Source organism: Undibacterium sp. Rencai35W (assembly GCF_049340185.1).
Taxonomy (GTDB): Bacteria; Pseudomonadota; Gammaproteobacteria; order Burkholderiales; family Burkholderiaceae_D; genus Undibacterium.
Genome location: NZ_JBMPPC010000004.1, coordinates 239,644 through 261,835, shown reverse-complemented (window position 1 = coordinate 261,835; position 22,192 = coordinate 239,644). Strand labels below are relative to the sequence as shown.

Here is a 22,192-nt window from a genome sequence, read left to right as displayed (position 1 = left end):
GGGGTCTACCCCCTACGCCTTTTTATTACTTACGCCTGTAAGGCTGTTCTAACGCATTCTGGAGGGTATTTTTAGGGGGGATTAAAAATATTTGTGTTATTATTAGCACTCAACGTACGACAGTGCTAGAATAATGTCGTGATAAAAAGAAAAACCGGTCATGCCAAATGGCACGCCGGTTCTCATTTCAAACAATCTTTAAGCGCAAGCAACATTCTTGGCGGAAGCATGCTAGCACTTACTTTATTAACTGCGAGGTAAATTATATGATGTGGAAATTCATCAGTAAAGTAATTTAATTAATATTGACTATGTTTTTTGTAACGTCAAATAATATTTGTTAAATTTTTTTCTGCTATTTTTACTCATGTGATGAGCTTTGCTACGGCTTTATAAGGAGAACCTTATGCCGAAGCATCAATGGAAATTGAATAGATGTTCATGTCATAAATATAAGTTATCTACCGTTCCGCGTTCGTGGAATAAGCAACTTGAGTCGATGAAATCACCCAAAGCTTGGGCTCTGATTTCTCGTTGTGTTCAGAGTATTCGCTCAAAAATTATTAACAAGAGAACTAGCTTAATTTGGAAGGAGAGTTTCCAATGAAGCGAGATCTTCCATCCTTAGCGAACCGAGTGCCAGTTTCTCTTGAATCTTCCGCACGCTTTTTCTATCTTATTGACGCCATTGCAAGTCACAACGAGCCTACCCAAACCCAGTTAAACGCACTTGAATCATCATACCGCAGCACAGGTGATTATTTGTCGGAATGTCCCGAGTTTGTAACGCTCATTCAACATATTCATCCTCATGGATCTCGCCAGTTGGGCACCATAATTCGCCCAATGGACGATACAAGAGAGGGTTTTGATATTGATCTGGTAGCACGATTAAGCAATGATGCTATGAGGAAATATGGTGGTGAAAACGGGGCATCGTTATTGCTCAAAAATTTAGGCGATGTCCTTAGCCGCTATGCTGATGCACATGGTTTAGGAATCCGTCGCTGGGAGCGCTGTGTCACTTTGGAGTATGCAGGCGGAATGTGCGCTGATATAGCGCCAATCATTGATGATCCACTATTTTCGGTGCCTTTCGGTGAAACTCACGGTCGGATACCCGACCGCAAATTACAAAACTATAATTCAACTAATCCGCGAGGTTACGCTAAATATTTTGATCGAGCTGCTTCTATATCTCCCCAATATATTGCAATGGAATCTTTTGCGAAAGCTTTTGATAGTATAAGAGCAGAAGTAATTCCATTATCAAATCAAGAGGAAGTTTTTAATCGTCTGTTAAGTAGACTTGTTCAGTTATTAAAGCTCCATCGAAATTTAACGTTTAGTGGAGAGAAAACCGGGCAGGATATTTCTCCAACTTCGATCTTTGTCACTTCATTGGCTGCTATTGGCTACACTGAAAACGCGCCTTTGCCACACCATAGTCCACTTGATCTGCTCTTAGACATTGTCGAAGGAATGCCGAATTATTTTAAACGAGTTGTTTCCCCTGATGGCTCAGAAGAATGGATACTTTCTAACCCTTCTGCATTAAATGACAACCTAGCTAGCGGGATGAATACTGCGATTCGCCAAAAAGCATTTTTGTGGTGGCATACAAAACTTCTAAATGATTTGCGAGAAATACTAAATACCATCGAGCAGCGTCTTGGTATGGATATGTTGCTCGAAAAAATAACGACCGTTTTTGGAGAACGGGCGGCCAAAGCTGTGGAGCAAGACGAATTGAATCGTCTTGATAAGCAAAGAAAGGCTGGTCGGGTTGCTATCTTTACTGCGGGTGCCATGCCCGTAAGTGTGAAAGCTAAATCGCATACGTTTTTTGGTCAGCAATGATGCGCCATTCTGGCTCACGTAACCCTACGCTCGCTCAACGGGCGTGGGAATTAAACGCACTACAAATACCAGGTGCATCTGCGACTGTTCGATCTGGCCGAGAACTAATTTATAGATTCAGTATTTCACCAAGCGCATATGGTCGTACATATGAATGTATGTTGCGTGTAAAGCCTGATGCGCGAACGCCAGAATTAATTGTCTTGAAGCCAGATTTGGTGCTTCTCGCGGGTGGTCGACCTTTACCTCATATTTATCCGTACCCTGGTAACGGTACTAAATTATGTTTGTGGTTGCCGCGCCAGGGAGAATGGAAGCCTTGGATGAGTTTAGCTGAGACATATTTGCCTTGGACAGCAGAATGGCTCGGGTATTTCGAGAATTGGCTTCACTCAAATAACTGGGCGGGTGGCGGTGCGCATCCGCTACCAAAGCGAAAAAGTTCAGATCGACTATCTAGAAATCTGTCAGAAGACAATATCTAGGCGCTTTGGTGGCGATGGTCGACTACTTGGCCGTTCCATCATAATGGAAGAGGTCAAAGTATGATGACATTCATATTTCAAGAATTTAAAAACGATTAGACACTGCCATCGACAAAACTCGACAATCTTGTTTTCGCAGATACGCTAGCAATATCAGACGAAAAATTGCGATTGGGATTTGACGATAAATTTACTTCTTATAGATAACTACAACAATCAGGACTTATGAGCAAAAATAACCCTACAGGTCGTCAAGATCCTATTCGAGAAAATTATTACCGACCGCTTGAAATTGCGGATGATTTTTCTGATTGGGCATTTTATGCGGGCGCTATATTATCGATCGTAATATTAGTGGTGGAGAAGGTAACCCATCCCACTCTATATCAGTGGTTACAGATAGCTTTCGTGCTTATTGTTGTGGGATTTTTTTTAACAGGAATAGTAACGCGATTATATTTTTTTCCGAGGGCAGAGGATGCTCGCCGCAGTGAATTTCTTTCAAATGTGTTTGGTGTTGAACTAACGTATGAGCGAACGCAAGGTTACTATAACAACGATGAAACTGACCCATACAAACGGTTAAGTCTTTGTGTGCTTGAAAATTCGTTTTTTAGTAAATCAATATTGAGAAAAATGGTGGCGCGGGAAAGGATCAAAGTTGCAGTCTATTTTTTTCTATTCTTAGTTGTTATCCTGTGGCGCGAAACACCTGGTGATTGGTTAGTAGCGAGCGCTCAAGTGTTGTTCAGTGAAGTTATTTTTTCAAAATGGTTGCGACTGGAATGGCTCAGGAATAGAGCCGAGAACATATATCAGAGTACATATCAGCTTATTCAGTCTCAACCAAAAGCCGACAGACTTCAGGTGTATGCGTTGGATGCATTCGGTAGGTACGAAACGGGGAAAACGTTATGCAGTATTTTGCAGTCAAAAGATTTTTTTGAACAATTAAATCCCACCCTTACTGCTGAATGGGAGCGCGTAAAACAAGGGCTTATATAGTAAATTAGTCGCTAAGGAATGGTGCTATTGAATCTTAACAAGATTTTTATTTAAGGTTGTATCGCAGCCCATTTTTCCAATGGAGCGTCGCGACTTATCTCCATTTTTTGGTGCATATTAGCGGAATTATGTAGTAACCACATAAACATAAAAGCCAATGAGTAAGGTAACGGTCGCCAATTGCACGACTGTCACTACACTTAAATACTTGAGCTATATGGAAGTGTTTTTATGTAACCTTCCATAAATTTCCAATCTGGTTTGCCTGCCTTCGTTACAGGTAGCCGAATCACAGAAGCTTTCATGCGCTCCAAGTGCCATTTACGACCATAGTTAAATCGGAACTTTTCAAACCGAATCAATGCACAAAGAAATAGTCCAATTTCTGGAGATATTTTAAATAATGGGTACAAAACGTTCACGTCGTCGGTAGCCCAGAAGTTCGTTGTTTGGTAAAAAGCCTCTGCAACAGACCCATTGTACGCAACTGATATTGTCTTTCCTCGATGAATCGCTGCTTGCCCAACAAAGGCAGTGATACCATTTTGTGAGTCCGTTGAACCGATGTAAGGCGTTGTACCAGGCAACATATCAGCTTTAGTGAGTCTCTTTCCCTTCTTGATTTTGAATAGCTGCTGCAACTCAAAAGGCTTCCAATCCAAAGTGGTCAATTGCGCTGGAGTCGTTGTTATACAAGGCCGTGCAGCCCCTTCGTAGAGACTTATGTCAGTCGCTTTAACCCAAGCTGGAATGTCTTGAATCTCTGGCAGCATAATATCCCGTAGAGTTCGGTTAGCTTGACGCCCGTAGTTATACCTGTACTTGTTGGCACGTATGCATGCGCAGTAATATAATTTTTGGATAGTACTCATTTCAAACTTGGGAACCAGATAATATAAATCTCGGCCTGAATAAAAAGGTTCCGGCTGTAGAAAAGTTTCCAATACTGATCCGCCTCCTGCCACCGTAAGTGCGCCAGAAGGGATAGGGTTTAATCCATCTATGGGGGCCACGGTAGCTGAAATTCCGTTATTTTTTGCAGTCCTGGATACAAAGTTAATACCGTTCGCCATTGGCGTTAGCCGATTTAGTTCCAAATTTACACCGTAATGCACATCGAACAGGTCAGAAAGCTTAATCATCTGCCGAGTCCTCTACATCATCACTGCCGACATTAGGCGGCGCTCCCAATAGCTTAAACATGGCGTAGTTACGTACAACCGTCTCAAAATCAGATTGTGCGAGCATCGAATAATCTGTCTCCATATATGCTTCCGCACACCACTCGTCACTGTGCGTGACGTGCTGCATTACACTCTCACCAGCGTGAATTTCACGATTGCGAAACATTTCAACCCAACGGTCACGAACTGCAGGCCATTTCTCATACTGGTCAATGCGACCTTTATTTTTTGTCTTGATAAAACCGTCATCTTTCCAATATCCAAACCAAGTTTTTTTTCCTGACTGTTTATGTGGAATAGCAGATGTCCAAACCATGATGCAAGTGACTGTACCAACTGGATAAAATAATTCTCCTGGCATAGACATAACAGCCTCAAGGGTGTGATGTTTCATCAGTTCTTCACGCGCAGGACTGGGTGAAATAGCGCAAGACATCGGCACGATCGCAATTCCAGTGCCGCCACGCTTCAAGCAATCTAGCATTTGTTTTACAAAATACAGCTCGTGCAATTCGGCGTCACTTTTGGATTGCGCATAAGGTGGATTGAGCATACCGATAGTAGGTTTTGATTTTTTGACGGCGGCAATTATGTCGTCATCAAAGCAGCTACTTTGATGTAAATTGGCTTTGCCATCACCGCGTAAAATCATATTGCTGGCCGCTAGCGCAAACATCTTTGGATTGTTTTCAATACCTATAAGCCTATTTTGCTTAATATCCATGCGCTCTGCATCGGTAACTGCTTGTTTCAGCATGTGCTGCATCGCCGAAATGAGAAAGCCGCAAGTCCCAGCACAAATATCCAAAACTACGTCTTTAGGGCCAACATTGGTTAGCAACGAAAACAACTCAGCGATATGACGCGGTGTAAGCACTATTCCCAAGGCTTTTTTGTCGCCAGCGGTGTATTTTAAAAATTCACCGTAAAACTGACCTACAACATCAAAGTCGTGATAGATGTTGATGTACGGCCAAACGTTGTCGTTAATTCTTGAGATTATCTCCTTGAAAACTCCGTCGGGATATTCTTTCGCTAGCCGGGTATCTGGCTTGGCTAAGTTTGGGTGTACTGCAATCGTGGAGTACGGCTGAATCATCGTATCTTTTTTTCCTTGCGGAATATTGGACTTGTCTAGCTCCTTTTTGATCGCTCCAAGCCATGATTCCTGCAAATCATCCGCGGGCAGTGCTGTGAAGGTTTTTCCAAAAGCCGAATTCATCAGCGCAATCAAAGTACCACTTACAAGCAGGGGCTTGTCTTCTTCTGATACCTTTGCTTTTGTCCAAATTAATTCGTGCAGCTCACGAGAGAACGAAAGCAGGTCAGCATGACGTTTCTTCGCTACATCTGGATCAAACGATGACAAGCGATAGTAATCCTCAAATGGAATCAGCTCCTTTACTACGGAGCCGGACTCATTCACTAAATCTTTAGGCTCGGCAGCACCGGCTGGATATAAAAAATTCGAAATTTTTAGTGAGCTTTTTGTTGCGCCGCTGACCGCGATGGCCACAACCGTGTAATGCTTAGCTAAATGCTTGGCGTAATGTAGAACGCCATCAACAGCGAATTCCATAGCCTTATTGCGGCCAAGACTTTCATGCTTTTTCACATCTGGTTTGCACTCGAAAACAATAAGAAAATTTACATCTTTTTTGTTTGAGATAATGAACTCAGGGTAGCCTGAGTTGCCTTTTCCATTCTTACTAGCTTTTGACAGCAAGCTTTTAATTTTTGCAATTTCAGATTTCTGTTCTTCTACCGTAATGCCATTATCTTGGCCGTAGTATTCATGACTCCGCAACTTATCACGAACAAGATTTTCAGTTATTCGTTCGCTTGGCTTGGCTTGGCTTGGCTTGGCTTGGCTTGGCTTGGCTTGGCTTGGCTTGGCTTGGCTTGGCTTTCAAATTATTGTTTGGTATTTTCATTTTTCAAGTTTTATTTCACGTTTACTCGATTTTATTTGAGTGCAGATCGTTAAAGAACTAATCATTAAAGTGGATTGTACGGCACCCCAAGGCATCAAGGCATTGAACAAAAAATACAGCGGAAAATTTTCTCCGGCTGATGAAAATACAGGGCCAATCGAATTGCGTTGATTTCAGTCTACCTCTGTAGAGAAAATGCGATCAAGAAAATCAATACCGTTTCTTAAGGAACCGGGCGGTATAGTATGTTTTCGGTATCCCATTTGCAAATCACTAATACAACTCTGATCCTTCATCACTGAACGTGCTTGCGCAAATCCACGGATCAAGCGACGCAAATCGTAAGCAGTCAATTCTCTTGATGATTCTGTCCACACGACTACGATATTAGAATTCTTTGGATTTGGTTCAAAGTCTAGTATAAAGCGTGTTTCGAATCCTTGCGGACTGTCGTTAGGGCGAGTTATTTTAGCGGCCAGTGCTAAACGAGCTTTTTTAGATTTGGCTTTATATAGCCAACTGAATGTTTCATGCCTGATTTTTCTTGGAAGCCTATAAAGCTCAAACGTTTCTATGAGGATGGGCGGCCCCCACAATGACATAAATTCGACATTGGCATTTGTTTTATCTCTGATATTTACCAGGCCTTGAGCAATTGTTAGTAGATCGTTATTTGGCGTATGAATGGGCTCATCTGATTCATGTAGTTCGTCGTCTTCAAATTCAGTATTGGACAATAGCTCCAAATCCTCAGTTGTAAGGATGACTGATTGAATCGCTGACGCAGAACTGGTTCCATCCATTGTCGATAACAGGCCAGTCCAACGATCATGTAATAGCGCCTGGTATTTCTCTCCCTCAAACTGAGTTTCGAGTTGAGGGAGCTTGTCTACTTCTGCAGAGATTAACCACTCAAATCTGTCGTTAATCTCTTCCATTGAAATGATCTCTGACGTAAATCCCGGATTTGATGGCAAATCTGTGAGATCTATAAACTCATTCTCATCTTCATGTGGATTAGGTTTAGTAAAAGGAGCGGCTGGCCTATTGAGTGGATCCTTCGTATTACCATCTTCATTGCTACCCTTTCGTCCATCGTTATCTCGATCAAAACGAAGTTTGTTGAACGGCGGGTGCCAATCGGTGCTGAGAATTTGAAGGATGACTTTGGTTGTAGTCCCTAACCCATTTTTGATTGACACCCATTTAGCCTTGATATTTACCCAATCGTGCATTGGTGGTACCGCACGTAATATTCGGTTCTGATCTACAGCAATTGATCGATAGAGATCCATTCCGCGTTTAACTGAAATTGGATCGAAAGCAATAGAGGCGATGAACCATGCATCTTGATCGAGCATCCATTGCCTAAGCCATAGGAGGGCTTCCTTACGCTCAAAATCTATTGAAGACCGTTCTGGATTCCAAACAAAACGTCCCCATTCTAGAAATCTTGAATCAAGAAATACGTCAGACATCCTGCTTGAAACGGCGTAAAAGAAGCGAAATACCTCGTAGCTAGGTATTGCGTATGCAAACGGATCTCCATACGCACCAATGTACAAGAGCGTGCCTCGATAATTTGAATCATTTGGTAGGGAACTAGGCGCACGAGGAAGTAAGAGCTTTTCTGCTGGTGATGAATCATCCGTAGAATCAACACATGTCCATCGATCAATAATTTTCACATTGTCGTCAGTGAAATTAAGCGCAAGCATGCCTTTACGTAAAGAAAATGCCTCGTCTTCATATTGTTTGACGGGCACGCCTTGAAAAAACAGTGTTCCTATTGGCATATCTAAGATATCGCCAATGGGAACATCTTTCCAAAATGCTTCACCAAATCTTTTGGGCTTCGTATTGTTTTGAGACGAAGTTAGAATCTCTGTAAAGTAGGCTCGAACGACAATATTTTCCTTGGGACCAGGGACGCTGACTAGCCGTCCCACCCAAGTTAATTGGCACAATCCCTTAAAATCTAAGTAAGTTCGGCGTAGCGTTTTAGCCAAAGCTCGTTCTCACTTAACGTTGCTATTTCGCAGATATCCTCAGCTGTTCGCAGATATCAATGTTCTTGACACTTTTGGTAAGTCTGCGGGAGCCAGGTTGACAGTGATTCTTTTCGCGGGAAAATCGAAGCGCGCGTTTTGCAGTGCCGCTCTTACTCTGTCCTTGGATTCTTTGACCTCTGTTTCTGGAAGTCCAACAATTGTGAAGGCAGGTAAACCGTTTGCCAAGTGCACTTCGACGGTAACTTCCGGCGCTTCCATGCCTGTCAGGGCGCGACTTTTCAGGACGGCTAAGCTCATGTTTATTGTTGTTAATTGATTGTTAACGACAACAATAACAGACTCAGGGCTGAAACGTCAAAGACGGTTGCTATGCAAAAAATTTGAGGCAACGAGGTTGAACCTAGCAAAAATTTTTTATAGTCTGTCGGAAGTTTTGTTGTGAGACGTAGCTCTTAAGACAAAAAATTTTGGAGTCGGTCATATTAATGCGACACACGTAAAAATCGTGCGGACACATGGCATCTGTAAATGCAGTAGAAAGTGGTAGTGCCTATTTGCTCCCTCTTTGTGCTGAAGTACGAATATAAAAATTAGAGCTGCTTGATAGCTTGATAAGCAATTCTCATGCGGCTGAGCAAGACGACCACCTGGAATCCCGCATGAGTTATATCTCTGCTATCGAGAGATTTGCGCCGGCGCAGCAGTTGTTGGTAAGTAATATCCTTGACGGCTGATCTCTTCGGGCGCATTCGCTACCTCATAAGCAATGATGGCTAAGGTAATTGCAGAGTATTGTTGTGCAGTTCTAAATGGTCGTACTTGTTCATACGTGTCTAGCACCGTGTGATGTACCTTGGCATAGTCAAAATCACTGGCATTAATCAGTTTGGGAGTGGGTACGCCGTTCAAGGTAAACACAGCGTCATCACTGCTGGCCCGGCCACTAAATGCCTTTGCTGTATCACGGGGAATATCATTGAACGTTGCTTGAAATTCAAACACTGGGTGCGCATTCTCTAAATCGTTTGTCACACGATCAAACACGCTCTGCCATTTCGTTGGAACGGTGATGCCGGTAATTGCACCTGGTTTGGTATCACGGTTGAGCATCATGACGACCTTATCAAGTTCGCCAGCATGACGCTGTGCAAAAGCATATGCACCTTTGCAGCCCAGTTCTTCTCCGGCGAAACCTATCATCAAAATAGTGCGGCGCGGTCTGACACCTGACTTTGCTAATAGACGCATCGCTTCCATCATGCTACTAAAACCTGCGCCATTATCAGCTGCACCGGTACCGCCATCGAAACTATCCAGATGCGCACCCAAAATCACTATTTCTTCCGGTCTCTCACTCCCTTTAATTTTGGCCAGTACATTATGGTAAGGCACCGGCCCAGGGTAAAACCAGTTGCGAATATCGAATTCCAAGCGCACTTCTTTGTTTGTACTTAAGTTCTCTTTGATGTGATTTTTTATTTCCAGATACTGATCTTCGGCTAATTTTATATCGGGCAGGTTCGGCAAATTTTCCCAGTGTGTGGGTGTTGCGGTAGCCGAGAATAAAGGTTCTTCGGCGGATTGTATTGTGCCTAATGCGCCAGCCTCGATGAGCAGCAGCGTAATCGGTTTTGGTTGATCCACACCATTGCCGTCGCGTCCCTCCCCTGTACTTTCTCCTTCTATCAAGACCCAGGCATTTTTAAATTCATTCTTACGCGCCTTTGCCTCAGCCAACGTGTGCGGTCCGATAACTACAGTGCCACTTTGGACTCCTTTTGTTCCTGAAGAATAGGCTGGAGTAGTAAAACGCAATGGCTTCTCCAAAGGAAGCAGCATACGGCCCGATGAGGGACCACGGTTGAATCCCAAAGGCATGGTACCTGCTTCTTCCAATTCAGATGCAAGCCCCCAAGCTCCCAATTGCGTTTTGGCCCACAGCGCCGTATGAGTATAGGCGTCACTACCCGTCATGCGTCCACCAAAACGATTGCTCATCACATCAAGCCAGGTCATGACTTGTGGATCGGCTTTGCCAAGATCGACGATACGTTTGGCAGTAGTATCTTGTGCTTGTGCCAGGCTGGTCGTTAAAAGAAAAATAGCGGGAATAAAAATACTACGCATATAGACTCCAGTTGAGATTGCTTAGGATGGAAAGTATTCGATGAGTTTTTGATCGAACGCGCAATTTAGGATGCCGATAGTCATCATTCCTGCATTTGCGAGAACAACCAGATGCAGGTTTGCCTGAGTTTGGAGATTAGTCTCGACCTGAAACGATTTTCAGAAATGCAGGTAATTCACCTTTGTTGCGTGCAGCTAAAGCCACATCCATTTTGGCTGAGCGATGATGCTGATTTTGAATCAGGAGCGTTTCATAAGCCCGCAGAACACCCTCCATACCTGCCAGATCGTTGGCACTTTGTTTTTCTGCCATAGCAGGATTTTGAATCTGAAAAGACATCACGCTTGCCACAAACTGAAAATTGATAATCTCACGTATCTCTTGCTTGACAGCTCTCGCCAGCCAGTCCTCCACAACAGCACGATTTAGGATCAGGTCAGGCACGTCGTTCACCCATTTTTTTAGCCACTCGCCGTTCGCTGCATGGATCTGTGACGGATTTTTTTCTGAATCTGCCGCCATCTTTACGACTCGCGCCCGTTCTTCGGGAGTGGACGGGCCGCGCTCGACGGGAGCCGTCGAAGTGATAACCAGCGGCTTGATCGGGGATGCAGAGCGTGACCCAACGACAGGTTTAGCTGCGTCGTCTCCATACGCTACCAGGCGCGTGCCCCCTAAGACATTGTCTTTGGCCTGTAGTGTCCATATCACGTTGACTTCTGTACTGATTTCTTTGCCACGTGGACTGGTATGAGTTCTTGTACCAGAGTGAGTAAAGATGGCATTTCCCTCACTGACACGCCCCTCCATCTTACGTAATGATTGTATGTCACCACGATCATCAAGCCAGCCGATTATGGCAATAAGGCCCTGCTCCTTGTATGCAATCTGTATAACACCTTTAACCATGAGGTCGATTTCCTTGTCTCCCGTTCTTGTGGTTCCGGTAGCTGTTTCAAAGTTCCATTGGCCGATGATGGAAGACGCTGGTTGAGACGGTAAAGTTTGTGCATGCAACCCTGTAGATGCAAGACTGCTGTTGAAAATGATGCACAGAATGACAGAGTGACCAATAAATTTCATTTCTTCTCCTTGTTTACTGACGAAAGTAATCAATAAATAATTGATTGCACCTAATGTAAACAAGAAAAAAATTTTGTTATCGGGTATCCGACCAAACCGGGTTGTTGACGACTTAAAAGGCAAAATTGCCGACGAAAGCTACCGCAAAAATGAGAGGTATAAAAATTGCCAGGAAGTTGGTCTGTGCTGGTTGAACTTGAATTTGATATTGACCGATTTTGACTGTTCTTGACTACAACTGTATTGAACGCAGTAATCCATGTTGTGCACGGCTGGCGTACGCAATATTGGTTTACATATTCCTGAAGATAATCATAAATGGCTGGCTAACGCTCAGCGTTTCTGGTCGTGTTTTGAGTTTGATAATACCCTTGCCGGTATCTTCACGTGTGACGGAGGCGATCGCCTTAATATTGACGATGGTAGAGCGATGAATTTGTTTGAAAATAGCAGGATCAAGCAAGTCTAATAGTTCTCTGATGGGTTTGCGTAACAAGGCTTCACCCTGAGCCGTCATAACCACCGTGTATTTGTTGTCCGCCTGAAAATAGGCGATATCATCTATCATGATCAATCGTGTTTCCATTCCGGCACTGGCGGTAATCCACACTAACGGTTCCGGCCTCGCCGGATTAGGTAAGCTTGAACTAAGTTGCCTAATCAAGGCAGTCATTGTAGCGCTATCATTGGCACCGTTGTTATTGCTGTCGTTGCTGTTAATGGTGCGCGTTTGCAGACGCTTGGCAGTACTTATTAGTCTCTCATTTGTGATGGGCTTTAAAAGATAATCGACCGCACCCTTTTCGAATGCATCGATAGCATATTGGTCATAGGCAGTCACAAACACGATTTGCGTCTTGGGGCTGGTCATTGTCATTGCCTCTGCTACTTCTAAACCACTTAAGCCTGGCATGCGGATATCCAGAAAGGCTATATCCGGCTGGTGCATCGCGATCGCTTCCAGCGCGCTGCCACCATCATCGCAAGCAGCAAGTATTTTCAGATTAGGCCAGACCTGTGCTAATGAGTCCAGTAATGATAACCTGAGCAAGACTTCATCTTCGGCCACCACACACGTAAGCATTTTATGCATGACTTGCACCCTGCAAGAAGTTAGCAGGGACATTGATGGTAGCGGTGACACCGCTAGGAAAATTGGCGACTATCGCAAATGAGGCAGTGGCACCGTAGGCCAAACGCAGGCGCTCACGTACATTGTGCAAACCTATACCTGTGCCCGCGCCCTCTGCGCTGAAGCCATGGCCGTCATCTGCCACCGTGACCGAGACGGATTGCTCGTGATGTTCATTAAAGCGCGCCAGGATCCAAATCGTGCCGCCGCCGGATTGTGGTTCCAAGCCATGTTTAATGGCGTTCTCGACCAGGGTTTGCAACATCATGCTGGGAAATAAAACCTTGCGTAAATTATCACCAACTTCAATTTGTAATTGCAGGCGACTGCCCATGCGTATTTTCATAATATCCAAGTAGGCTTTGGTACGTTCAAGCTCTTCACCCAGGGTCGATAAAGAATCTTCAGTGCGTGGAAGTGAATAGCGCAGGTAAGTAATGAGATTACCCAGCATCTGATCCGCTCCAGCTGGATCGGTGCGCGTTAAGATTTGCGCGCTGGCTAAGGTGTTGTACAAAAAATGCGGCTCTACCTGTGCATGCAAGAGATTGAGTTTGGCAACCGTGAGTTCTTTTTCAATGACCGTTTGTTGCGCGCTGACCTTTTCCTGGTGGCGCTGTTCTGCTATCCGACGCGAAATAGCGCGGCCGATCGCCTGCATATTTTCTAAATTGGTACCGTTGTCGACCAAAAACAGATCGGTCCACACGGCTTTTTCTGGTTCGCAAAGTACGCTGATGCTGCCCACATCGTCACCAGGTGTGACAGTCGCCAGTATCTGATTGCGTTTAGTCACCAGCCAGCTTAAACATTTGATCTGACTGAAAAAATGATCTTGATAGGGATTGATGCGTTTAATTTTGGCGCGCACTTGCAGGCTGTCGTGGGCACTTTCAACTCGCTCTACCCCGGGCAATTCGCGTATCGCCGCCTCCACTAAAGCAAACGCTAGACTTGTTTCTAAAGGGATCTCGATCTGACGGCGCTGCCGGTTGGCCAGAGTACTGGCGGTGACTTCTATAGAAATCAAACGTACCCGACGTACGTGTGAAAATGCCACGGCAGCAATTAACGCACTTAGCACTACAGGGACCAAAAAAAACCAATCCGGTGGATTGTATCTAAACACCACATTGACCACTAATACAATGAATACACTGAGTATGACCATCCCTCCAAAGGTTTTACGAAGAATAAATACTAAGCTGGTGAACATGGTGATTTCCTGATGATTGCAATTGTCGCCAAGGTTAGCGAGCATGTTTCAGGGCGTCGCCCGTTATCCGACGAAAGCCAATAAATAGAGATGAACCTTTGTCTTAGCAGGTTGAAAATAGATTATGTGGACAATGCAGGCTCTCTCAAGAGCGTTGAGAGAGCCTGCATTGCACGGGTAAGTACGTGCTGATGAATTCAATACAGGCATACTTCCAACACAAGTCCGCCTTATAAGTCTTAGGCATACAAGATTCGCCAGATAAGATTGCACGGTGGTTTAGGGTGCGTTGGGAACGGCTTTTTTGTATGTCGTGCCCGAGTTTGCCGCTGGCTGAGTGCAACAGCCCCGTAGTTCTATGCGTCACAGCAGTAGTTTGTATTCTGGAATATGATGTTTATAGATTGGCAAGGATATTATCGGTTTTTGGCCGCAGTTTCTAATTCCGCAATCCGCGCTTCAAGAGTATCTAGTTTGGCTCTGGTTTTAGTCAAAACCTGTGCCTGTATATCAAATTCTTCCCTGGTCACCAGGTCTAGCTTGGAGAAGCCTTGGCTCATCATTGCTTTGACATTTTTTTCTATATCTTTGGCGGGGGAGTTCTCTAAAACCTGATTGATTTTAGATTGAATCTCATTGAAAAAATCAGGCTTACTCATAAGAATCCTTGTAATAACTAAAAATTGCACGATACTGGTGCGGTGATGTGGGCTGATTTATTTTGGATTTGCATTAAATTGGTGCGACGCCTTGGTGCAACTTAAAATAAATCGCCTGCTAACTAGTAAAAAGCATTTTATCGTCATTGGAATGATAGCGCATCCCTTGAATCAAATGCGCACATGACGCCGTTTTGTCCGGTGTTGTCAGTGTTTGCTGCGGGAGTATTGAGATTTTGGCGAATTTTATTTCGTTACTTTGTCTAGTTGGCACGACTCCTGCTAATACCAGCTTGGAATTTACGTTTTCTAATCTGTTTATTAACCAAAAGAGGGACGCGCAATGAAAAAACTATTACTCGCCGCTGCAGTTGCCGCATCGTTCGTGGGTAGTTTGGCATACGCAGAAGATGCAAAGCCAGACAATGAAGTCAGTTTCAATATTGGTGCAGTGAGTGACTACCGTTACCGTGGTATTTCACAAACACGTCTGGATCCAGCCTTACAAGGTGGTGCAGACTATACCCATAACCCGACAGGTTTTTATGCCGGTACTTGGTTGTCTACCATCAAATGGACCAAAGATGCGGGCGGTAGTGGCAACGTCGAATGGGATATCTATGCTGGTAAGCGCGGCGAGATCGTCAAAGATATTTCATACGATGTCGGCGTACTCTCTTATGTGTACCCATCCAACGGTTTGAGCAATGTTCCTGGATTTGCTAATGCGAATACCACGGAGATTTATGGTCAGGTTGGTTATGGACCAATCTACGCAAAATATTCCCATTCAGTGACTAATCTGTTCGGCTTCGTCAACAGTAAAAATAGTGGATATCTTGATATTGGCGCCAATGTTGAATTTACTCCTGGTTACACGCTGAATTTGCATGCGGGTCATCAAACAGTGAAAAACAATACGGCGTATGCATACACTGACTGGAAGGTCGGTGTAACAACTGAGTACGCTGGCGTGACGTTTAGTGCTGCCGCGGTTGCAACTCAGGCAGACAGCGCTTTATATGTAACACCTCAAGGTAAATTTACTGGAAAAACAAGTATCGTTTTGTCAGCCCTTAAATCATTTTAAGTAACGCATTATCTAATCGAGGTCAGCATGAAACTGATTACTGCCATTATCAAACCGTTTAAGCTCGATGAAGTGCGTGAAGCACTGTCGGCTATTGGTGTACAAGGGATTACCGTGACTGAAGTTAAAGGTTTCGGTCGTCAAAAGGGACACACTGAGTTGTATCGTGGTGCGGAATATGTGGTCGATTTTCTACCAAAAACAAAAATTGAAGCAGCGGTTGATGATGCAATCGTTGATCGCGCTATTGAGGCGATTGAGGCTGCTGCCCGCACTGGCAAGATTGGTGACGGCAAAATTTTTGTTTATGACTTGCAGCAAGTTGTGCGTATTCGTACCGGCGAAACCGGCAACGAAGCACTCTGACCGATATTCTAAGATCCACAGGGAGATCACACATGAAGAAAATATTTTGCAAAGCATTAATCAGTAGTGCCTTGCTTTTGTCAGTCGGTTTTGTATCGTCGTCTGCCATGGCAGCGGATGATGCATCGGCTAAAGTAGACGCATCCGCTGCATCTGCCGTCGTTGTTGCGCCCGCATCATCGCCTGCAGAAGCAGCACCCGCCGTAGCTTCTGTTGCGGCAGCACCTGCTGCTCCAGCAGTCACTGCAGACGCAGCGGCATCAGCTGCCGCCGTACCTGCACCTGTGCCAAATAAAGGCGACACTGCTTGGATGATGGTGTCAACTTTGCTGGTTATTTTGATGACTATTCCTGGTCTGGCACTGTTCTATGGCGGTTTGGTCCGCTCTAAGAATATGTTGTCCATACTGATGCAAGTGTTCATGATTTTTGCCGTCATCATTGTTTTGTGGTGCGTCTATGGTTATTCACTGGCTTTCACTGAAGGTGGACGTTTCATCGGATCGTTTGATCGTTTGTTCCTGAACGGTATCTGGGATCCGGCAAAGGCGACCTTCTCTACTGCAGCAACATTTAGTAAAGGTGTCGTTATTCCTGAGTTCGTTTATGTGGCATTCCAGGCGACTTTTGCGGCAATTACCTGCGGCTTGATTATCGGTGCATTTGCAGAGCGCGCTAAGTTCACAGCAGTCTTGTTGTTCGTGGTGTTATGGTTCACATTCAGCTATTTGCCAGTCGCTCATATGGTCTGGTTCTGGACAGGTCCTGACGCTATTAAAGACGCAGCAACGGCGGTTACTGAAGGTGCTAAAGCGGGCTTCCTGTTCCAAAAAGGTGCGATGGACTTCGCCGGTGGTACGGTTGTGCATATCAATGCAGCGGTTGCCGGACTGGTCGGCGCTTACCTGATTGGCAAACGTGTTGGCTACGGTAAAGAATCCATGGCACCACACTCACTGACAATGACGATGATTGGTGCGTCATTATTGTGGGTGGGCTGGTTTGGTTTTAATGCGGGTTCTGCTTTAGAAGCCGGTGACGTAGCTGCTCTGGCGTTCGTCAATACCTTACTGGCAACTGCTGCAGCGACTGTTTCTTGGGTATTTGGCGAATGGATGTCTAAGGGTAAACCTTCTATGCTTGGTGGTGCGTCCGGTGCAGTGGCCGGCTTGGTAGCGATTACTCCTGCTTGCGGATTCGTCGGGCCAATGGGTGCCTTGATCATTGGTTTGCTCGCAGGTGTCATTTGCTTGTGGGGTGTCAATGGATTAAAACGCCTGTTAGGCGCGGATGATTCACTGGACGTATTTGGTGTGCATGGCGTTGGCGGTATCTTGGGTGCATTGTTGACTGGTGTGTTTGCAGCACCGTCACTTGGCGGTCAAGGTGTGTTCGACTACGTGACAAACAAAATGTCTGCTGATCCTTATTCCATTATTGGTCAGGTGACTACTCAGGCGACCGCTGTTGGCACAACTATATTGTGGTCTGCAGTCGTATCCGTGATTGCTTACAAACTGGTTGATCTTGTGGTTGGTCTGCGTGTTCCTGAAGATGAAGAGCGCGAAGGTCTGGATATCACGAGCCACGGTGAGTCTGCTTATCACTCGTAATTATTGACGATTGAAGAGAGTCAGCAACGACTCTCCAGTTTTCCAGGGTAGTATCTTCAGTGCATGTTTAGAGCGCATGTGACTGATTTTAATAGGCACCTTCACAGGTGCCTTTTTTTATGCCTGTGAATTTTATGGGGCGAACTTAGGCGAATCTATCGTAAGTATTTGGGAGACGATTATGTTGTCAGTACAAGTGAAGCTATATTTATATAATTATGCATATGACGAATGAAAAAAAGGACATGCAGCGCATGTCCTTTGAACCCCTGAAATTAAGTCGTTCGAGTCAGTTAAGATGAAACTGAATTAACGGACCAATAACCACAATCTACCAAGATCGCTTGTTCCATCATTGCCTTGAATGGTCTTAAAAATTTCTGCAGCTTTTACCTTATTGTTTGCTTGCAAATAAGCCATGCCGAGATGCAGCTTCGCTTCTTCCGGTGCCTTCAATCCACCTTTTGCTATCCCTTGTTCAATCAAGGCGATTCCCTTATCTGCTTGTCCCTGGATTGCATAGTTGTAGCCCATACTCACCATGCCCGTACCATTTTTTGAGGCTTTTGCAGCAGCTTCGCCAGCATCTAAGGATTTAGCGTCTTCAGCCGCTTGCTTATTCACCTGATCGCGCAGTTGTTTCTGTTTGGCTGCTTCTTTTCCAGTGCCTAACATATTGTTAGCAAAACCAGCGTCGACAACTTTTTTTGCCTCTGCGGGTAAGCCAGCTAACTGTGCTAATTGCGCCATCTCATAATATTGCGCACCTTCTTCCAGATTGTCTGTCGCCAGTAATAAACGGTATAAATCTAAGCGCAGACGTTCTGCGAAACCGGGTTTATGCTCGATGCGGTACAGCAAATCTGCCCAATATTCTTTCTTAGGATAATGAGTAACCAGGCGCTCTAGCACAGCTGTGTATCCGGCATTATCTTTTAACTGCTGGTAACAGCTTCCCAACAAACGCAAATTATCGTTACTAGGTACACGTTTGGCTTCGTCATCTGCTTTTAAAACGAGATTCAGTTCTTTCGCTGCACCTGTGAAATCATCCTGCAAGTACATCGCACGAATAATCAGATTGTGCATGGACTCGTTATTACTATCTTTATCAAGATATCGCTGAGCCCATTGTTTCGAAAGGCTATATTTTTTTTCGTTGAAATAAGTACCTGCCATTGCCTCGATCAGGCGTAATTGCTCTGGCAGCTTTAAAAATGGTGAGTTCAGCATGCCCTCGAATGAGTTTGCTAGTAGTGGTGTATCGTTAAGGCCGGAGGCGACCACAGCGCGTAAGCGGTGCATTGCAAATTGTTCGTACGGCGTCTTGTTTTCCATTGCATCAAGCGCATTGATTTTTTGCAGTGCTTCGGCGTATTGTTTTTTATTTAGCAGATCCTGAATTTCCGCGAGTGGCTTACCCATCTCTGCACGTACGGTCTCGGACTTTGCTGGCTCAGCCGCTGCGGTTTGTGCCTGAGCACTGGAGATAGTCAATGGCAATGATGTAGAACCAATAGCCAGCATTAAAGCGGCTAACAAAAGTGATGAATTCTTTTTCATGAACGTTATCTTGAGATAGAGTTGTGACAGGAAACAACCGGATACTGATGTGAGTTTTGCGGTGTCAAAACAATGCTGCTCTCTGACAAGGATTTTACTCGTGTCGCACATTATATCTGAGCAATTTGGGTATGCTTGATTCCTTTAGTATTTCTTGTAAAAGTAGCGTTTTGAAAGTAACAGCTTGCTACTGTTTTTAAGTGCAAACCTGAACCAGAATCCAAGGTTTCACTACGACAGCCCATAGCTGAGCCTCTGTTTCTAGCCAGATTTTTGCCTGCTCGTCGCTGACTTTGGCGACGTTGTTCGCGCTCAGCCATTCCTCTACTAACGCTTTATTGTCGCTAGAAATCTGGAAGGCAACCTCGACCAGGTCCAGCTCTGACGCAACAGCAATGACGGTGCCGGATGCAAAATGTTTTAGTAACTCTGACCAAGGCAATCTGGAGGTTTCTTGATTGATCTTGGTGCGTAACAATTCGTCTGAATTCATACGGGTAAATAAGAAAAAATAACATGCCCATTGTAACCCCGGAGTAAAGCCGGTAATGCGCTCACCACGATTTAAGCCATTCATCCGTCCAGCTAGCAACTTGATTTCTCCAGACTCTTTGGGAGAAAGTGTGATTGGCATTTTTTAGCTCATGTACGCGGAATTGAGGTGATTTAGATAAGTTTTTCCACGCTTTGGATCCCTGCAGCACATCCGCGAACTCTCTGGCGGTCAAATCATTTTCACTCAGGATGATCAGCGTCTTTCCGGTAAATTGTTGCATTGCCGTGAGTATCTGGTCTGGTAAGTGTACTTGCTGGGCTGTTTCGCCTGATGCTTTGTCGGTTTTGAGAATTTGGCTTAGTTGGCTAAGCAAAGATTTCGCTGTCGCACGATAACTGTACTGACCATGAAGAATTTTTTTCCAAAGCAAGGGATCAGTCAGCCGGTCTTTGTAATAATGTTTTAAATGGGCTTTTGCGCTACCGGCCTCAGTTCTTACCCATGGATTAATCAGTACCATGCCTTTAACGCGCGTGTCGCCTGACGCATACAACATAGCGGCAGAGGCCCCATCACATAAGCCCCACAATACAATTTCTGATAAGTGCGGATTATGGAGGAAAAAACTGTTGATCGCTGACTTGATATCATCGTGAATATTTAAAAAATCGCATGCATCCCCCTCGCTGTCTCCCATTCCACGATAGTCAAAACGCATGGCACTGAAGCCATTTAAGGCTAAATCACGTGAGAGTAAAGTGAACTGACGGTGACTGCCTGCTCTATATTGTGGGCCTCCAACGATGAATAAAACACCTCGACTGCCAGGACTGGCTGGCAAGGACATGACACCATATAGCAGGTCCGTACCTACTTTGAAGCATATGGTTTTTTCTGTGCTGGTATTTTCCTGGGGTATCTTCATGGGCGATGAAAAATTCCTGCGGTGGCATCAACTAAATCTGTATTGGTAGTAGTTTCCTGGCTCAACCAAAACGCAGAGCCTGTAACCATCTGGATATTGACTTGAGTTCCTCTCTCCATCCACCGGGCAAGAACCTTTTGTCGGGCAAATGGCAGGGCGGCATTGTTCTCTGAAGGACATTCAAGCCAGTGCAGGTCACTTGCTCCAAAATGCCACTCAGATGCATCAAGAGTGTCAATGCTCGCTGCAAGTGCAGGGCTTATCTCGTAGCCAGCAATTTCCACAATTTGGCCTTGGTCTAACAGTGTTCTGACTGGCGGTGCCGTTAAGGGAGATATTTTTTCTATCAGCATATCGCCTGCTAGACGCAGTCGAAAAAATTGACTCAAAAAACCTGTGCCTTGCAATACTGGTTGCCAGAGTACGACTTTTTCGACTGTGGTTTCAGTGCTCTGAGCCAGATCCAGTGCGAGTAAAGCCCCTAATCTTAAGCCCCAAAGGCTGATGGGCGTTTTTAGTCTGGCGCGCATCCAATCTATCGCGTTCTGGACGTCTGCTTTCCAGAGGGACCAATTGGCATCCTTCAATTCGCCGCTGCTATCTCCGCAACCAAAAAGATCAATCAGCAAGACGCCATAGCCACTTGCCGCCAGGCGCCGGGCTTGCATTGCCGCCATTTTCCTGGATTTGTTCATTTCCTCTGCAAATGGATGAATGTAGACAATGCCACCAAGGCATGGCTGATCTTTTTTCGGCGGGAAGTAGAGGCAAAACCGATATCCTGATGAGGTCTCAAGAAAAAAACTCTCAGCGGGCGATACAGCTGGGCTTAGCATTAATTCAGCTTACTGCTGACGTAAGAAGTCAAACTTCCTAGCGTCTCAAAGGTTGTGCCATTAATTTCGTCATCTTCAACTTGGATGCCAAAGTGTTCTTCAAGTGCCGTAATCACATGAACGACGGCCATAGAGTCTAGTTCTGGCAAACTGCCGAGTAAAATTGATTCTGCCACCAAGTTATTTTTTTCTGAGCCGAGCTGCAAAACATCTGACAGTAAATTTTTAACTTCCTCTAATAGTGGCATGTGGTATCCAGAGATGATGATATGAATGAGAGTATCTGATCAAATTTGATCAGCATAGACAGAGATAATCTTACAGGAAGATAGTTTGGATGCAGATACTGTTGGAATTGCCTTTTTATTATTTGAGACTAGATTTTATCTAAAAAATAAGCGAAACTCCTAAGTGTTTTCAAAAAAACAATCTAAAAAGCGATTCAGTCTGTGCGTTGAGTGCAAATAAATACGCGAAGTGTTTTTTTGCCATTTAATTGTCTTGTCGAAAATTTTTACGAAAATTTTTTAAAAATAAAAATCGCATAAATTTATGCTAATTTTTATTTTCAAGTCGTTGAATATAAAAGCTTATTTATTTTAATT

At 44.6% G+C, this 22,192-nt stretch carries 19 protein-coding genes and 1 pseudogene; 5 read left to right on the top strand and 15 right to left on the bottom strand.

The window, feature by feature from the left end; genetic code table 11:
• The first annotated feature begins 603 nt into the window (after positions 1 to 603).
• Positions 604 to 1,860 carry a nucleotidyltransferase domain-containing protein gene (locus ACO0K3_RS10715; protein WP_422984428.1) on the top strand — a complete coding sequence of 419 codons (1,257 nt, stop codon included), beginning with the start codon at positions 604 to 606 and terminating at the stop codon, positions 1,858 to 1,860.
• A gap of 710 nt (positions 1,861 to 2,570) precedes the next feature.
• Entirely contained in the window at positions 2,571 to 3,350 is a 780-nt protein-coding gene (locus ACO0K3_RS10710) for a hypothetical protein (protein ID WP_422984426.1), read from the top strand.
• Between the two features lie 200 nt (positions 3,351 to 3,550).
• Here the strand turns inward: ACO0K3_RS10710 and ACO0K3_RS10705 are convergent, their stop codons facing one another.
• The 10 genes and pseudogenes from ACO0K3_RS10705 to ACO0K3_RS10660 form a co-directional block, all read right to left on the bottom strand.
• On the bottom strand, positions 3,551 to 4,492 hold the full coding sequence (locus tag ACO0K3_RS10705) for a restriction endonuclease subunit S (RefSeq protein ID WP_422984424.1): 942 nt from the start codon (positions 4,490 to 4,492) through the stop codon (positions 3,551 to 3,553).
• Complete coding sequence (locus tag ACO0K3_RS10700) at positions 4,485 to 6,341, bottom strand: HsdM family class I SAM-dependent methyltransferase (RefSeq protein WP_422984422.1); 1,857 nt, start codon at positions 6,339 to 6,341, stop codon at positions 4,485 to 4,487. Before ACO0K3_RS10700 ends, ACO0K3_RS10705 begins: the two co-directional genes overlap by 8 nt.
• Positions 6,342 to 6,525: 184 nt before the next feature.
• Positions 6,526 to 6,609, bottom strand: coding sequence for a DUF6471 domain-containing protein (locus ACO0K3_RS10695; RefSeq protein ID WP_422984829.1), 84 nt, complete (start codon positions 6,607 to 6,609; stop codon positions 6,526 to 6,528).
• Between the two features lie 32 nt (positions 6,610 to 6,641).
• Positions 6,642 to 8,477: a hypothetical protein gene (locus ACO0K3_RS10690; protein WP_422984420.1), complete on the bottom strand. Its 1,836-nt coding sequence runs from the start codon at positions 8,475 to 8,477 to the stop codon at positions 6,642 to 6,644.
• A 66-nt stretch (positions 8,478 to 8,543) separates the two neighbouring features.
• Positions 8,544 to 8,777, bottom strand: a pseudogene (locus ACO0K3_RS10685) (magnesium chelatase domain-containing protein); the annotation flags it as partial.
• A gap of 378 nt (positions 8,778 to 9,155) precedes the next feature.
• Entirely contained in the window at positions 9,156 to 10,607 is a 1,452-nt protein-coding gene (locus ACO0K3_RS10680) for a M20/M25/M40 family metallo-hydrolase (protein ID WP_422984418.1), read from the bottom strand.
• Positions 10,608 to 10,743: 136 nt separating this feature from the next.
• Positions 10,744 to 11,691 (bottom strand): hypothetical protein, encoded by a 948-nt coding sequence (locus ACO0K3_RS10675; protein ID WP_422984416.1) that lies wholly within the window; start codon positions 11,689 to 11,691, stop codon positions 10,744 to 10,746.
• A 292-nt stretch (positions 11,692 to 11,983) separates the two neighbouring features.
• A complete protein-coding gene (locus ACO0K3_RS10670) occupies positions 11,984 to 12,784 on the bottom strand; it encodes a LytR/AlgR family response regulator transcription factor (RefSeq protein ID WP_422984414.1) in 801 nt (266 codons plus the stop codon).
• Positions 12,777 to 14,039 (bottom strand): sensor histidine kinase, encoded by a 1,263-nt coding sequence (locus ACO0K3_RS10665; protein WP_422984412.1) that lies wholly within the window; start codon positions 14,037 to 14,039, stop codon positions 12,777 to 12,779. Before ACO0K3_RS10665 ends, ACO0K3_RS10670 begins: the two co-directional genes overlap by 8 nt.
• Before the next feature lie 416 nt (positions 14,040 to 14,455).
• On the bottom strand, positions 14,456 to 14,698 hold the full coding sequence (locus ACO0K3_RS10660; RefSeq protein ID WP_422984410.1) for an accessory factor UbiK family protein: 243 nt from the start codon (positions 14,696 to 14,698) through the stop codon (positions 14,456 to 14,458).
• 343 nt (positions 14,699 to 15,041) lie between these two features.
• Here ACO0K3_RS10660 and ACO0K3_RS10655 point away from each other — a divergent pair, with 343 nt between their 5' ends.
• From ACO0K3_RS10655 to ACO0K3_RS10645, 3 genes are read left to right on the top strand one after another with little or no spacing between them, the layout of a single operon-like run.
• Positions 15,042 to 15,788 carry a TorF family putative porin gene (locus ACO0K3_RS10655; protein ID WP_422984408.1) on the top strand — a complete coding sequence of 249 codons (747 nt, stop codon included), beginning with the start codon at positions 15,042 to 15,044 and terminating at the stop codon, positions 15,786 to 15,788.
• A 27-nt stretch (positions 15,789 to 15,815) separates the two neighbouring features.
• Positions 15,816 to 16,154, top strand: a complete 339-nt coding sequence (locus ACO0K3_RS10650; protein ID WP_422959058.1) for a P-II family nitrogen regulator — start codon at positions 15,816 to 15,818, stop codon at positions 16,152 to 16,154.
• 32 nt (positions 16,155 to 16,186) lie between these two features.
• Complete coding sequence (locus tag ACO0K3_RS10645) at positions 16,187 to 17,767, top strand: ammonium transporter (RefSeq protein WP_422984406.1); 1,581 nt, start codon at positions 16,187 to 16,189, stop codon at positions 17,765 to 17,767.
• Positions 17,768 to 18,076: 309 nt separating this feature from the next.
• Here the strand turns inward: ACO0K3_RS10645 and ACO0K3_RS10640 are convergent, their stop codons facing one another.
• The 5 genes from ACO0K3_RS10640 to ACO0K3_RS10620 all read right to left on the bottom strand — a co-directional run bounded on the left by ACO0K3_RS10640 (position 18,077) and on the right by ACO0K3_RS10620 (position 21,835).
• The gene (locus tag ACO0K3_RS10640; RefSeq protein WP_422984404.1) at positions 18,077 to 19,330 is read right to left on the bottom strand and encodes a tetratricopeptide repeat protein; all 1,254 of its coding nucleotides are present in this window, start codon (positions 19,328 to 19,330) and stop codon (positions 18,077 to 18,079) included.
• Positions 19,331 to 19,526: 196 nt separating this feature from the next.
• Positions 19,527 to 19,907 (bottom strand): DUF2288 domain-containing protein, encoded by a 381-nt coding sequence (locus tag ACO0K3_RS10635; RefSeq protein ID WP_422984402.1) that lies wholly within the window; start codon positions 19,905 to 19,907, stop codon positions 19,527 to 19,529.
• On the bottom strand, positions 19,885 to 20,751 hold the full coding sequence (locus tag ACO0K3_RS10630; RefSeq protein ID WP_422984400.1) for a hydrolase 1, exosortase A system-associated: 867 nt from the start codon (positions 20,749 to 20,751) through the stop codon (positions 19,885 to 19,887). Before ACO0K3_RS10630 ends, ACO0K3_RS10635 begins: the two co-directional genes overlap by 23 nt.
• Positions 20,748 to 21,587, bottom strand: coding sequence for a hydrolase 2, exosortase A system-associated (locus ACO0K3_RS10625; RefSeq protein ID WP_422984398.1), 840 nt, complete (start codon positions 21,585 to 21,587; stop codon positions 20,748 to 20,750). The genes ACO0K3_RS10630 and ACO0K3_RS10625 overlap by 4 nt, the downstream gene beginning before the upstream one ends.
• Positions 21,587 to 21,835 carry an acyl carrier protein gene (locus tag ACO0K3_RS10620; RefSeq protein WP_422959064.1) on the bottom strand — a complete coding sequence of 83 codons (249 nt, stop codon included), beginning with the start codon at positions 21,833 to 21,835 and terminating at the stop codon, positions 21,587 to 21,589. The genes ACO0K3_RS10625 and ACO0K3_RS10620 overlap by 1 nt, the downstream gene beginning before the upstream one ends.
• Between the last annotated feature and the right edge of the window lie 357 nt (positions 21,836 to 22,192).

Coding starts and splice junctions, on each gene's coding strand:
- ACO0K3_RS10660 (WP_422984410.1), bottom strand. CDS start 14,698: ATGAGTAAGCCTGATTTTTTCAATGAGATTCAATCTAAAATCAATCAG.
- ACO0K3_RS10625 (WP_422984398.1), bottom strand. CDS start 21,587: ATGCTAAGCCCAGCTGTATCGCCCGCTGAGAGTTTTTTTCTTGAGACC.
- ACO0K3_RS10715 (WP_422984428.1), top strand. CDS start 604: ATGAAGCGAGATCTTCCATCCTTAGCGAACCGAGTGCCAGTTTCTCTT.
- ACO0K3_RS10635 (WP_422984402.1), bottom strand. CDS start 19,907: ATGAATGGCTTAAATCGTGGTGAGCGCATTACCGGCTTTACTCCGGGG.
- ACO0K3_RS10710 (WP_422984426.1), top strand. CDS start 2,571: ATGAGCAAAAATAACCCTACAGGTCGTCAAGATCCTATTCGAGAAAAT.
- ACO0K3_RS10655 (WP_422984408.1), top strand. CDS start 15,042: ATGAAAAAACTATTACTCGCCGCTGCAGTTGCCGCATCGTTCGTGGGT.
- ACO0K3_RS10640 (WP_422984404.1), bottom strand. CDS start 19,330: ATGAAAAAGAATTCATCACTTTTGTTAGCCGCTTTAATGCTGGCTATT.
- ACO0K3_RS10665 (WP_422984412.1), bottom strand. CDS start 14,039: ATGTTCACCAGCTTAGTATTTATTCTTCGTAAAACCTTTGGAGGGATG.
- ACO0K3_RS10620 (WP_422959064.1), bottom strand. CDS start 21,835: ATGCCACTATTAGAGGAAGTTAAAAATTTACTGTCAGATGTTTTGCAG.
- ACO0K3_RS10645 (WP_422984406.1), top strand. CDS start 16,187: ATGAAGAAAATATTTTGCAAAGCATTAATCAGTAGTGCCTTGCTTTTG.
- ACO0K3_RS10705 (WP_422984424.1), bottom strand. CDS start 4,492: ATGATTAAGCTTTCTGACCTGTTCGATGTGCATTACGGTGTAAATTTG.
- ACO0K3_RS10650 (WP_422959058.1), top strand. CDS start 15,816: ATGAAACTGATTACTGCCATTATCAAACCGTTTAAGCTCGATGAAGTG.
- ACO0K3_RS10680 (WP_422984418.1), bottom strand. CDS start 10,607: ATGCGTAGTATTTTTATTCCCGCTATTTTTCTTTTAACGACCAGCCTG.
- ACO0K3_RS10670 (WP_422984414.1), bottom strand. CDS start 12,784: ATGCATAAAATGCTTACGTGTGTGGTGGCCGAAGATGAAGTCTTGCTC.
- ACO0K3_RS10630 (WP_422984400.1), bottom strand. CDS start 20,751: ATGAAGATACCCCAGGAAAATACCAGCACAGAAAAAACCATATGCTTC.
- ACO0K3_RS10675 (WP_422984416.1), bottom strand. CDS start 11,691: ATGAAATTTATTGGTCACTCTGTCATTCTGTGCATCATTTTCAACAGC.